The 12,242-nt window shown below is 66.6% G+C and carries 16 protein-coding genes; all 16 read right to left on the bottom strand.

Features of this window, described 5'->3' with window-relative positions; translation table 11 throughout:
- Positions 1-30: 30 nt before the first annotated feature.
- On the bottom strand, positions 31-516 hold the full coding sequence (nuoI, locus tag OM513_RS12270) for an NADH-quinone oxidoreductase subunit NuoI (RefSeq protein WP_264944628.1): 486 nt from the start codon (positions 514-516) through the stop codon (positions 31-33).
- Positions 513-893 (bottom strand): hypothetical protein, encoded by a 381-nt coding sequence (locus OM513_RS12265; RefSeq protein ID WP_264944627.1) that lies wholly within the window; start codon positions 891-893, stop codon positions 513-515. The genes nuoI and OM513_RS12265 overlap by 4 nt, the downstream gene beginning before the upstream one ends.
- A gap of 44 nt (positions 894-937) precedes the next feature.
- Positions 938-2,002 carry an NADH-quinone oxidoreductase subunit NuoH gene (gene nuoH / locus OM513_RS12260; RefSeq protein ID WP_264944765.1) on the bottom strand — a complete coding sequence of 355 codons (1,065 nt, stop codon included), beginning with the start codon at positions 2,000-2,002 and terminating at the stop codon, positions 938-940.
- Positions 2,003-2,016: 14 nt separating this feature from the next.
- A complete protein-coding gene (gene nuoG / locus OM513_RS12255; protein ID WP_264944626.1) occupies positions 2,017-4,032 on the bottom strand; it encodes an NADH-quinone oxidoreductase subunit NuoG in 2,016 nt (671 codons plus the stop codon).
- Positions 4,032-4,685, bottom strand: coding sequence for a hypothetical protein (locus OM513_RS12250; RefSeq protein WP_264944624.1), 654 nt, complete (start codon positions 4,683-4,685; stop codon positions 4,032-4,034). Before OM513_RS12250 ends, nuoG begins: the two co-directional genes overlap by 1 nt.
- Complete coding sequence (gene nuoF / locus OM513_RS12245; RefSeq protein WP_264944623.1) at positions 4,682-5,983, bottom strand: NADH-quinone oxidoreductase subunit NuoF; 1,302 nt, start codon at positions 5,981-5,983, stop codon at positions 4,682-4,684. The genes OM513_RS12250 and nuoF overlap by 4 nt, the downstream gene beginning before the upstream one ends.
- Positions 5,980-6,150, bottom strand: a complete 171-nt coding sequence (locus OM513_RS12240; protein WP_264944622.1) for a hypothetical protein — start codon at positions 6,148-6,150, stop codon at positions 5,980-5,982. Before OM513_RS12240 ends, nuoF begins: the two co-directional genes overlap by 4 nt.
- Before the next feature lie 106 nt (positions 6,151-6,256).
- Entirely contained in the window at positions 6,257-6,424 is a 168-nt protein-coding gene (locus OM513_RS12235; RefSeq protein WP_264944620.1) for a hypothetical protein, read from the bottom strand.
- Complete coding sequence (locus OM513_RS12230) at positions 6,421-7,092, bottom strand: complex I 24 kDa subunit family protein (protein ID WP_264944619.1); 672 nt, start codon at positions 7,090-7,092, stop codon at positions 6,421-6,423. Before OM513_RS12230 ends, OM513_RS12235 begins: the two co-directional genes overlap by 4 nt.
- Positions 7,092-7,454 (bottom strand): nuclear transport factor 2 family protein, encoded by a 363-nt coding sequence (locus OM513_RS12225; RefSeq protein WP_264944617.1) that lies wholly within the window; start codon positions 7,452-7,454, stop codon positions 7,092-7,094. The genes OM513_RS12230 and OM513_RS12225 overlap by 1 nt, the downstream gene beginning before the upstream one ends.
- The gene (locus OM513_RS12220) at positions 7,447-7,689 is read right to left on the bottom strand and encodes a hypothetical protein (RefSeq protein ID WP_264944616.1); all 243 of its coding nucleotides are present in this window, start codon (positions 7,687-7,689) and stop codon (positions 7,447-7,449) included. Before OM513_RS12220 ends, OM513_RS12225 begins: the two co-directional genes overlap by 8 nt.
- On the bottom strand, positions 7,686-8,912 hold the full coding sequence (locus OM513_RS12215; RefSeq protein WP_264944615.1) for an NADH-quinone oxidoreductase subunit D: 1,227 nt from the start codon (positions 8,910-8,912) through the stop codon (positions 7,686-7,688). Before OM513_RS12215 ends, OM513_RS12220 begins: the two co-directional genes overlap by 4 nt.
- A 108-nt stretch (positions 8,913-9,020) precedes the next feature.
- Positions 9,021-9,791: an NADH-quinone oxidoreductase subunit C gene (locus OM513_RS12210; protein WP_264944614.1), complete on the bottom strand. Its 771-nt coding sequence runs from the start codon at positions 9,789-9,791 to the stop codon at positions 9,021-9,023.
- A 97-nt stretch (positions 9,792-9,888) separates the two neighbouring features.
- Positions 9,889-10,425 (bottom strand): NuoB/complex I 20 kDa subunit family protein, encoded by a 537-nt coding sequence (locus OM513_RS12205; RefSeq protein ID WP_264944613.1) that lies wholly within the window; start codon positions 10,423-10,425, stop codon positions 9,889-9,891.
- Positions 10,416-10,790, bottom strand: coding sequence for an NADH-quinone oxidoreductase subunit A (gene ndhC / locus OM513_RS12200; RefSeq protein WP_264944612.1), 375 nt, complete (start codon positions 10,788-10,790; stop codon positions 10,416-10,418). The genes OM513_RS12205 and ndhC overlap by 10 nt, the downstream gene beginning before the upstream one ends.
- 184 nt (positions 10,791-10,974) lie before the next feature.
- Positions 10,975-12,225, bottom strand: a complete 1,251-nt coding sequence (locus tag OM513_RS12195; protein ID WP_264944611.1) for an SMP-30/gluconolactonase/LRE family protein — start codon at positions 12,223-12,225, stop codon at positions 10,975-10,977.
- Positions 12,226-12,242 lie beyond the last annotated feature (17 nt).

The following is a 12,242-nucleotide window of genomic DNA, read 5'->3' as shown; positions in this document are numbered from 1 at the left end:
GAACGGCGGTTGGGGTGAGTTGGCGGCGCATTAACGGTACGGCGCATCGGCGGCAAGGTTCGCCGCGATGGCGCGTTCCCACCGGTCGCCGTTCTCGAGCAGCTTGGCCTTGTGATAGATCAGCTCCTCGCGGGTTTCGGTGGCGAATTCGAAGTTCGGACCCTCCACGATCGCATCCACCGGGCACGCCTCCTGGCACAGGCCGCAATAGATGCACTTGGTCATATCGATGTCGTATCGCGTGGTGCGGCGGCTGCCGTCCTCGCGCGGCTCGGCCTCGATCGTGATCGCCAACGCGGGGCAGATCGCCTCGCACAGCTTGCACGCGATGCAGCGCTCCTCGCCGTTGGGATAACGGCGCAGCGCATGCTCGCCGCGGAAGCGGGGCGAGATGGGGTTCTTCTCGAACGGATAGTTGATCGTCGCCTTGGGCTTGAAGAAATACTTCAAGGTCAGCGCATGCGCCTTGACGAACTCCCAGAGAGTCCAGGTGCGAAGGGTGTGGGCTAGGCTCATTTAGCAGCTTCCCGATAGGGTGGTGCCAGCACGCAAGGAAGATCGATTGTGCCGTCCTTCATCTTCAATCGTCCGGTAGAACCACCTGTCGCGTCGATGTCGACTCTCATCTCCGCATCCCTCCCCTTGGGCCGTAGGATGAAGGTCAACCCAACATCTCGCGACAGGCTACCGAGCAATTCTATCGGAGCGGAAAATGCATCGGCGTCTTCGGTGGGTTCTGTGCCGGGGGCATAGGAAAGACGAACTCTGAAGTAGTTCTCGTTGTCGCGATACTTGAACTGAACCACATAGAACCGCTTTCGCTCTGGGGCACCCAAACCGCAGAAGTAGGTACGAAACGGAATCGAGGTATGCGTTCCCTCGATCGGAAGCATCGCAACCTGTGCCGCCGAATTTATCGCGAGGCCGAGCAAAAACATCACGCCGGCAGCCCCACGCGCTGCCACATCAGGAAGCCGCTCACCAGGAACACGAAGAACAGCGACAGCGGCAGGAATATCTTCCACCCCAGCCGCATGAGCTGATCGTAGCGATAGCGCGGGACGGTGGCCTTCACCCAACTGAAGCAGAAGAAGAAGAACAGGATCTTCGCGAACAGCCACAGGATACCCGGCACATAATAGAGCGGCGCCCAATCGATCGGCGGCAGATAGCCGCCCCAGAACAGCGTCGCGTTCAGCGTACACATCAGGATTACGTTGGCGTACTCGCCCAGCCAGTAGAGCGCGAAGCTCATCGACGAATATTCGGTCTGGTATCCGGCGACCAGCTCGCTCTCCGCCTCGGTCAGGTCGAACGGCGCGCGCTGCGTCTCGGCCAGCGAGGAGATGAAGAACACGATCGCCATCGGGAACAGCAGCGGATTGATGAAATTGCCGTTGATCCCCACGCCCAGGAACTCGGCGTAATAGCCGCGCTGCGCCTCGACGATCGCCGACAGGTTGAAGCTGCCCGCCCACAGCACCACCGCGATCAGCACGAAGCCGATCGACACCTCATAGCTCACCATCTGCGCCGCGGCGCGGATCGCCGAGTAGAAGGGGTATTTGGAGTTGGAGGCCCAGCCCGCCAGGATGATGCCATAGACGCCCAGCGACGAGGCCGCGAGGACATAGAGCAGCCCGACGTTGATGTCCGAAAGCACCACGCCCGCATCGAACGGCACCACCGCCCACACGATCAGCGCCACCGTGAAGGTGATGATCGGCGCCAGCAGGAACAATATCTTGTTCGCCGCCGACGGGATGATGGTTTCCTGAAGGAAGACCTTCAGCCCGTCCGCGAAGCTCTGCAGCAGGCCCCAGGGGCCGACCACGTTGGGGCCGCGGCGCAGCGCCATGGCCGCCCAGATCTTGCGGTCGACATAGATGATCATCGCCACCGCCAGCATCAGCGGCAGCGCGATCAGCAGGATGCCGATGATCGTCGCCAGGAACCACGCCCAGCCATAGGGCAGGCCGAACCATTCGAACGCATCGGTCATGGGCAGATAGGCGCTCATTCCGCGGCCTCCGCGTAGCTTTCGCCATGCACAAGCTCGGCCGAGCAGCGCTGCATCGTCGGCGACGCGCGGCAGATGGCGTTGGTGAGATAGAAGTCCTTGACCGGATAGCTCATCGGCCCGCTCGCCTTGGCGGAGAGCTTGGGCGGCGCCCAGTCAAAGCGGACCAGCCCTTCCTGGCCCAGCGCCGGCACCTCGGCCGCCATCGCGGCGCGGAGCTGGTCATGGGTGTCGAACTGCAGCTTGTGGCCCAGCACCTCCGAAAGCGCGCGCAGGATCGTCCAGTCCTCGCGCGCGTCGCCGGGCGGGAACACGGCGCGGTCACCGCGCTGCACCCGGCCCTCGATATTCACCCAGGTGCCCGGCTTTTCGGAATAGGCCGCAGCCGGCAGGATCACGTCCGCCGCATGCGCGCCCGCATCGCCATGATGGCCGACATAGACCTTGAAGCTGTCGGTGAAGGCGGTGAAATCCACCTCGTCCGCGCCCAGGAAGAAGGCCAGCTTCGGCTTGGCGGCGGCGATATCGGCGATGCCGCCCTTCTGCGCGAAGCCCAGCATCAGCGCGCCCATGCGGGCCGCGGCGATGTGCAGCACGTTGAAGCCATTCCAGGCCGCGTCGCTCTCGGTCGCCGGACGCTGGAAGCCCTTGGCGAGCGCCAGCGCCGCGCCATGGCCGCCCTTCAGCGCGCCGGGGCCGAGGATCAGCAGCGGCTTCTTCGCCGCGTCGATCGCCTCGGCCGCCTGCGCGGGCAGCTTGCCCAGCAGCGCCAGATCGTTGCCCAGCCATTCGACCTTGTAGGTCAGGTCCGTCTCCGGCCCGATCGCGAACACCCGGGCGCCGCGCTTGATCGCCTTGCGCACGCGGGTGTTCACCAGCGGCGCCTCCCAGCGCAGGTTGGTGCCCACCAGCAGGATCGCATCGGCTTCCTCGACGCCGGCGATGGTCGAGTTGAACGCCACCGACGCCAGGTTGGTGACGTCATAGTCCATGCCCGTCTGGCGGCTCTCGATCAGCGACGATCCCATCGCGGCGAGCAGCGCCTTGGCGGCGTACATCGTCTCGCAATCGAGCAGGTCGCCCGCGATCGCGGCGACGGACGCGCCCGCGTCCACCTTGCGGATCGCGGCGAAGGCCGCTTCCCAGGTCGCTTCCTCAAGCTTGCCGCGCTTGTTGCGCACGAACGGGCGATCGAGGCGGCGGCGGACCAGGCCGTCGACATGGTGGCGCGTCTTGTCGTGCGCCCATTCCTCGTTGACGTCCTCGTTGATGCGCGGAAGCACGCGCAGCACCTGGCGGCCCCGGCTGTCGATGCGGATGTTGGTGCCCACGCCGTCGGTCACGTCGATCGCCAGCGTCTTCTTCAGCTCCCACGGCCGCGCCTCGAAGGCATAGGGCTTGGCGGTGAGCGCGCCGACCGGGCACAGGTCCACGACATTGCCCGAAAGCTCGCTCGTCACCGCCTTCTCAAGGTAGCTGGTGATCTGCATGTTCTCGCCGCGATAGATCGCGCCGATCTCCTCCACGCCGGCCACTTCCTCGGCGAAGCGGACGCAGCGGGTGCAGTGGATGCAGCGGGTCATCACCGTCTTGACGATGGGGCCCATGTATTTCTCGGTCACCGCGCGCTTGTTCTCGGAATAGCGCGAATGGCCCTTGCCATAGGCCAGCGTCTCGTCCTGCAGGTCGCATTCGCCGCCCTGATCGCAGATCGGGCAATCGAGCGGGTGGTTGATCAGCAGGAATTCCAGCACGCCCTCGCGCGCGGACTTCACCATCGGGGTGCTGGTGAACACCTCCTGATTGTCCGCGGCAGGCAGCGCGCAGCTCGCCTGCGGCTTGGGCGGCCCGGGCTTCACCTCGACCAGGCACATGCGGCAATTGCCCGCAATCGACAGGCGCTCGTGATAACAGAAGCGCGGGATTTCCTTCCCCGCCGCCTCGCACGCCTGGAGCACGGTGGCGCCCGCGGGCACCTCCACTTCGATTCCGTCTACCTTCAGCTTAGGCATCAGTTTTCCGCCCTGGAATTGACGCTGCGGAACGCGGCAGTCGCCAGCATCGCGCGCAGCGCCGAAGGGGTTGCTTCCACCGGGCGCCCGCCCATGCAACGCGAGAACAGCCCCTCGAGGAAGACAGAGGCCGCCACCTCCTCCGCGCTGCCGATCTCCGTGGCGAAGAGCTTGCCGACCTCGTCGGGCGCCGAACGCACCACGCACATCGCCCCGCCGTCCGTCGGCGAATAGGTGGCCGCCGCGGGCAGCGCCGCCGCGCGGGCGAGCCGCACGTTCACCGGCGCGGGATCCCGCTCGATCAGCCGTTCGGCGATCGCGCCCGCCAGCAGCAAGCGGCTGGAGCGCATCTTCGCCCAGCCCCGCCCCTTCGCGCAGCCGCGATTGGCATCGATGAGCTGGTCCATCGATCGGCGATAGGCGGCGGTGCTGAAATCCGAAGCCAGGGTGCGGCTGGCCCTTTCGGTGCTGACGTCCGCCACACAGGCGCCGAAACGCTGCATCTCCGCGCGCGCGACCGGAGGCTTCTCCTGGCCCAGCCCATAATCCGCGAACCGCTGGTCATCGGACCATATCGGGGGCTTGCCGGCGTCCTTCAGCGGCTCGCCCGCGTCCTGCGCGGCCGCAAGGAGGAGGATCGACGCGAGGATCACTCGGCCGCCTCCTGCATGCCCTCGCCCGCCTGGCGCTCGGCGATGCGACGCTCCAGCTCGGGGCGGAAATGGCGGATCAGGCCCTGGATCGGCCAGGCGGCCGCATCGCCCAGCGCGCAGATGGTGTGGCCTTCGACCTGCTTGGTCACCTGGAACAGCGTGTCGATCTCGCTCACGTCCGCGTCGCCGGTGCGCAGCCGCTCCATCACGCGCCACATCCAGCCGGTGCCCTCGCGGCACGGGGTACACTGGCCGCAACTCTCATGCTTGTAGAAATAGCTGATGCGGGCGATCGCCTGGACGATGTCGGTGGACTTGTCCATCACGATCACCGCCGCGGTGCCCAGGCCCGATCCCACCGCGCGCAGCCCGTCGAAATCCATCGGCGCGTCCCAGATCTGGTCCGCGGGAACCAGCGGCACGGAAGAGCCGCCGGGGATCACCGCGAGCAGATTGTCCCTGCCCCCGCGGATGCCGCCGCAATGCTTCTCGATCAGCTCGCTGAACGGGATCGACATCTCCTCCTCGACCACGCACGGCTTGTTCACATGGCCGCTGATCTGGAAGAGCTTGGTGCCCTTGTTGTTCTCGCGGCCGAAGCTGGCGAACCACTCCGGGCTGCGGCGCAGGATCGTCGGCACCACCGCGATCGATTCGACGTTGTTCACCGTCGTCGGGCAGCCATAGAGGCCCGCGCCCGCCGGGAACGGCGGCTTCAGCCGCGGCTGGCCCTTCTTGCCCTCCAGGCTTTCCAGCATCGCGGTCTCTTCGCCGCAGATATAGGCGCCGGCGCCACGATGGACGAACACGTCGAAGTCATAGCCGGACTTGCAGGCGTTCTTGCCGATCAGCCCGGCGGCATAGGCCTCCGCCACCGCGGCGAACAGCGTCTCGGCCTCGCGGATATATTCGCCGCGGATGTAGATATAGGCCGCCCGCGCGCGCATCGCGAAGCCCGCGATCAGCGCGCCCTCGATCAGCTTGTGCGGATCGTGGCGGATGATCTCGCGGTCCTTGCACGAACCGGGCTCGGATTCGTCGGCGTTGATGACGAGGAAGTTGGGCCGGTCCGCGCGCGGCTCCTTGGGCATGAAGCTCCACTTCATGCCGGTGGGGAAGCCCGCTCCGCCGCGGCCGCGCAGTCCGGATGCCTTCACCTTGTCGATGATGGCGTCCTGGCCGATCTGCATCAGCTTCTTCGTGCCGTCCCAATCGCCACGGCCCATCGCGGCCTTCAGCCCCCAGGGCTGGAAACCGTAGACGTTGGTGAAGATCCGATCCTTGTCGGCGAGGCTCACGCCCGATCCCCTTTCGACCGATTCATAGTGAAGATGCCGAAGCCGCCGAACAGGAAGCCCAGGATGGCCCACACCACCCAGCCATCCCCCTGGAAGAACTTCAGCAGCGCCAGCGCGAGGAAGATCACGCCGATCACCGGCACGCCGGCCTTGACGGACGCGGGCATCACTCGCCTCCCCCGGATTTCTTCTTCCGCATCGCCGCGCCGAGCGCGATGAACATCGTCATCACGCCCATCGCGGCCGCGCCCAGCGCGATCCAGACGGCCGAATTCATCGCCCGCCCTTCTTGAAGAACAGCAGATAGACCGCCACGCCGATCGCGATCAGCAGCAGCGGACCCATCAGGTGCAGCGTCAGCTTCAGCACCCAGCCGAGCACCACCAGGCCACCGATGATGGCCAGGATGGTGATGATCGTCGCCTGCGTATCGCGGTTCATGCCCATTCTCCCCGGTAATCGTGGTTCTCGGAGACCATGGCGGTCAGCGTGGTGGGGCCGCCCGAAGGCTCTACGGTGTGGCGGCCGGGCTCCTGGGTGCCGGCCTTGGGGCTCTCGCCCTTCGCCAGCGCGTCGAGGATGGCGGCGGTGCGATCGAAATCCAGATCCTCGAAATTATCGTCGTTGATCTGCACCATCGGGGCGCTGGCGCAATTGCCCATGCACTCCACCTCGGTGAGCGTGAACAGCCCGTCTTCGGTGGTGTGGCCCTTCTTCATCCCGCGTGCCTTGCAGGCGCGGAACACCTCGTCGCTGCCGCGCAGCCAGCACGGCGTCGTGCCGCAGACCTGGACGTGATACTTCCCCACCGGATTCATGTTGAACATGGTGTAGAAGGTCGCGACCTCCAGCACGCGGATCACCGCCAGCCCCAGCTCGCGCGCCACGAACTCGATCACCGGGATGGGCAGCCAGCCCTGGGTGTTCGTCATCGCGCCCACCTGGCGCTGGGCCAGATCGAGGAAGGGGATGGTGCAGCTCTGCTGCCGGCCCGCCGGATAGCGGCCCATGATCTCCTGCGCCTTGGCCGCATTCTCGGGCGTCCAGGCAAACCCGCCCCATTCGGCGCGGAGCTCGGGAGTGTCGGGGATAGTCTTTGCGTCAGCCATCAGCGAATGAACTCCACGCGATCGACCTTGCCGTCGTCATCGAAGGAATAGATCGACATCACCTCGAACGGCTCGGCCTCGGGCGATCGCGCAACCTTTTCGTGCAGCACCACGGTATCGCCCAGCAGATAGGACGACAGGATGTCGGCGCGGTTCTGCGGGAATTCGGCGAACATCGCCTTCAGCCCGGCGCGCACGCCCTCCCTGCCCTCGCGCAGCACGGCGCCGCGATAGCCGGCCTCGCACGCGCCTTCGGTCATCAGCGCGACATAGGCGTCCGCGTCCTGCGCGTTGTAGCGCGCGATCATCTCGTGCGCGGTCGCGACGCGATCGGCACCGGGGATGGGATGTGCGTCAGCCATTGGTAGTAACAACCTCTTTGCCGCTGCTCGGCGATTGCGGCTTTGCGCACTGGCCCGCAAGCATCAGCAAGGAGACGACGAAGCCCACAGCGATCGGCCATCTTACCGGATCATAGCCTTCGCGCCTGGCGGTAAGGCGCCGGGACCACCAATAGCCGATTGCGATCGGCGCAATGAGCACAACAGCAACGCCGATAACGCTGCCCATGCCGGTTGCCGCCTCGCGCCCGCTCACCGGTCGCACTCCCCGAACACGATATCGAGCGCGCCCAGGATGGCGGTGGTGTCCGCCAGCATGTGGCCGCGCGACATGAAGTCCATCGCCTGGAGGTGGCTGAACGCGGTCGGGCGGATCTTGCAGCGGTACGGCTTGTTGGTGCCGTCGCTCACCAGATAGACGCCGAACTCGCCCTTCGGGCTCTCGGTCGCGACATACACCTCGCCCGCGGGGACGTGATAGCCCTCCGTATAGAGCTTGAAGTGGTGGATCAGCGCTTCCATCGATTGCTTCATCTCGGCGCGCTTGGGCGGAACGACCTTGCGGTCGCTGGAAGCGATCGGCCCCTCGGGCATCTGCGCCAGGCACTGCTTCATGATCCGCGCGGACTGGCGGACCTCCTCCACGCGCACCATGAACCGGTCGTAGCAATCGCCGCGCGTGCCCACCGGCACGTCGAACTCCATGCGGTCATAGACCTCATAGGGCTGCGACTTGCGCAGGTCCCACGGGATGCCGGCGCCGCGGATCATCGGGCCGGAAAAGCCCCATTTGATCGCGTCCTCGCGGCTGACGATGGCGATATCGACGTTGCGCTGCTTGAATATGCGGTTCTCCGCCACCAGGCTGATCGCATCCTCGAACAGCCGCGGCAGGCGCGTGTCGAGCCATTCGGCGAGATCGGCCAGCAGGCTGAGCGGCGCATCCTGGTGGACGCCGCCGGGCCGCAGATAATTGTGGTGCATGCGCGCGCCGCACACGCGCTCGAAGAAGTTGAGGCAATCCTCGCGGATCTCGAACAGCCACAGGTTGGGCGTCATCGCGCCCACGTCCATCACATGGCTGCCCAGGTTCAGCATGTGGTTGGAGATGCGCGTCAGCTCCGCGAACAGCACGCGCAGATACTGGGCGCGGATCGGCACCTCGATATCGAGCAGCTTCTCCACCGCGAGCACATAGCTGTGCTCCATGCACATCGGCGAGCAGTAATCGAGCCGGTCGAAATAGGGCAGCGCCTGGGCGTAGGTCTTGTACTCGATCAGCTTCTCGGTGCCGCGGTGGAGCAGGCCCACGTGCGGATCGAGCCGTTCGATGATCTCGCCATCCAGCTCCATCACCAGGCGCAGCACGCCGTGCGCGGCCGGATGCTGGGGGCCGAAGTTGATCGTGTAGTTGCCGATCTCCACGTCGCCCTTCTCGGGCTTCGCGACACCGGCGATCTCGTCGAGATACTCAGCCATGACGATACACTCCGTTCGGGCTGAGCCTGTCGAAGCCCAGGGCCGTCGGGGCGCGCACGCCCTGCGACACGCCCAGGGCGAACGGGTTGGAGGATGCGGACATCGCGATCATTTCTTTGCACGCCCCTTCTTGGGCTCCGGCCCGGCATCCGGGCCGGGCTTGCCGGCGCCGGTATCGGCGGTGCTGTCGCTCGTCTTGGGCGTCGTGGCGGCAGGCGGCGGGCTGGTTTCCTTCTTGTCGCCGGGCGGGGGCGCGGGCGGATCGCCGGCCTTCTCGTCGCCGGGAAGGATATATTGCGCGCCTTCCCACGGGCTCATGAAGTCGAAGTTGCGGAAATCCTGCGCCAGCTCGACGGGCGAATAGACGACGCGCTTCTCCTCCTCGGAATAGCGCAGCTCGACATAGCCGGTCAGCGGGAAATCCTTGCGCTGCGGATGGCCGGTGAAGCCATAGTCGGTCAGAATGCGGCGCAGGTCGGCGTTGCCTTCGAACAGCACGCCGTACATGTCGTACACCTCGCGCTCCAGCCAGCCCGCGACGGGCCAGATGCCGGTGACGGAGGGAACGGGCTTCACCTCGTCGGTCAGCACCTTCACCTTGATGCGGTGGTTCCGCGTCAGGCTGAGCAGGCAGTATACGACCTCGAAACGCTCCTCGCGCTCCGGATAGTCGACGCCCGCGATCTCCATGAGCTGCTGATATTCCAGCCCCTTGGTATCGCGCAGCGCGATCATCGCCTCGACCAGCCGCTCGCGGTCGAGCGTGACGGTGACCTCGAACGCGCCCTCATAGGCATGGACGACCATATCGCCCAGCGCGGCGCCGATCGCGTCGATCATGCCTTCGTTCGAGGCGAATTTGGGTGCGGGAGACTTCATGCGCAAATCTCCGTTCGCTCCGGGCCAATCGAAGCGCCGCTGCGGCCCCCGCCCTCATGCAGGCTCAGGGCGAACGGGGAGGAAGGGATGCAGCCGATCACCGCTCGATCGTCCCCGAACGGCGGATCTTCCGCTGAAGCTGCATGATGCCATACAGCAACGCCTCGGCGGTCGGCGGGCAGCCGGGGACATAGATGTCCACGGGCACGATCCGGTCGCATCCGCGCACCACGCTGTAGCTGTAGTGGTAATAGCCGCCACCGTTGGCGCACGATCCCATCGAGATGACGTACTTCGGCTCCGACATCTGGTCGTAGACCTTGCGCAGCGCAGGCGCCATCTTGTTGCACAGCGTGCCGGCGACGATCATCACGTCGCTCTGGCGCGGCGATGCGCGCGGGGCGGCGCCGAAACGCTCCATGTCATAGCGCGGCATGTTCACATGGATCATCTCGACCGCGCAGCACGCGAGGCCGAAGGTCATCCACCACAGCGAACCCGTGCGCGCCCACTGGAACAGATCCTCGGTCGATGTGACCAGGAAGCCCTTGTCGCCCAGCTCGGCGTTCAGGTCGTCGAAGAATGCGCGGTCGGGCAAGGTGCCCGGCGGCGGCGGGCTAAGCTCTACTCCCAATCCAGCGCTCCCACTTTCCAGGCGTAGACGAGGCCGAGCGCCAGCTCGGCGATGAAGATCATCATCGAGGTCCAGGCCACCCAGCCCAGCTCGAACACCGAAACCGCCCAGGGATAGAGGAAGGCGGCTTCGAGATCGAAGACGATGAAGAGGATCGCGACCAGATAGAAGCGCACGTCGAACTGGCTGCGCGAATCCTCGAACGCGGGAAAGCCGCACTCATATTCGGTCAGCTTCTCCGGATAGGGCTTGTGCGCCCCGGTGAGCCGCCCGACCGCCATCGGCAGGAACACGAAGGCGCTCGAAAGCACCAGCGCGACGCCGAGGAACAGCAGGATCGGCAGATATTGCGACAGATCGAGCAAGGTGCCTTCTCGCGGTTGCGGAATCTGACGCGGCTTCTAGGCCGATGCCCTGAGTGCGGCAAGACTTCGGACGCCTTGCGAATCACTCTCAATAAGGGCGGATACGGGTGGCTGGACTACCCGTTTTGCCCGGACCGGGGCCGGCCCGGCCGGTTCAACCGCGCACCCGCCGATTCCGCAGCCGCTACGGCCGCTTCGCCAGCGGCAGGACGAGCAGCGGCGTGGCGCGCGGGGCGGTGCCGTCCGTGATCGTGCCGCCGGGGCCATAGCGTTCCCACTGGCTGTCACCGACGAACCACAGCGCGCCGTCGCGGACCAGCCCCAGCGTGGGCTCGCCCGCGCCGGGCAGCGGGATGTGGAGCGGCTCCAGCGCCTCCACCGCCTGCCCGGCACCGTCCAGCACGATGCGCAGGATGCGGCGCGGGCGCGTGCCGTTCTGGATCGCGATCAGCGCCCGGCCGCCCGGAACGGCGACCAGGCCGTCGATCCCCTCCAGCATCATGTCGCGCGGCAGGCGCAGCGGCGTGGCAGTGCGCGCGGCCGGATCGATCGCGTGGAGGCCGGTGGAATAGTCGGCGACGATAAGCTGCGCCCCACCCTGGCGCACCACGATCCCCTGCGGGCTCTTGAAGCTGCCCGCGGGGAGCAGTTCCTCCATCGCAGCGCAACCGGGCACGCAGCGGTGGATCGCGCCCGCCACCATGTCGCTGGCATAGACGGTGCCGTCGGGCGCCACCGCCAGATCGCCCGCCGCACCCTTCGCGCCCGGCGGCAGCGGCACGCGGCGCACCACCTCCAGCCGGTCCAGGTCCAGCGCGATCAGCCCGGCCATGCGTTCGCCCGCGACGCCCGTCTGCTCCACCACGCCGGTGGCGATCCACAACAGGCGGCGCGGCGCGTCGATCGCCATGCCGAACAGGCTGCCGCGCGGATTGCCCAGCGCCAGCTCGCGCCATTGGCCGCCCTCCAGCAACGCCACCCGCCCCTCCGCCACCGTCGCGGCGAACAGGCGCTGCTTCGCCGGGTCCCAGGCGATGCCTTCGACCAGCCGGTATCCGGCGGGCACCTCCGCCGCCGTGGCAACGGGCGCGGCGCCGGGAAGCGCAGCGTTGGCGCGAAACCAGCCACGCAGCCCCTCGATCCGCGCGGCGGGCTCCTGCGATGCCAGCCGCGGCTCGACGGCCAGGCCCGCAGGATCGAGCATCGGCGCCACGCCGTCGAACCCCGCGTCGGAGAGTGTCGCGCCCATGCGCGCCAGCCGCAGCATGTCGGCGGTAACCCGCGACTTGTCCTGCCTTGCGATCGCGTCCGCCAGCCCGCGCCGCAGCGCCGCGGAGGAGGATGCCGGAGCCGCTTCCTGCGCCGCCGCGCCACCCGCCAGCATCAGCGCGGCAGGGAGCGCCGCCACCAGAATCGTCCGTGCCAGTCCGCGCATCGCCCGTTCCCTTCGCG

The sequence above is a fragment of the Sphingomonas canadensis genome (assembly GCF_026013525.1).
GTDB lineage: Bacteria > Pseudomonadota > Alphaproteobacteria > Sphingomonadales > Sphingomonadaceae > Sphingomonas > Sphingomonas canadensis.
This window is presented reverse-complemented; position numbering and strand designations above follow the sequence as displayed.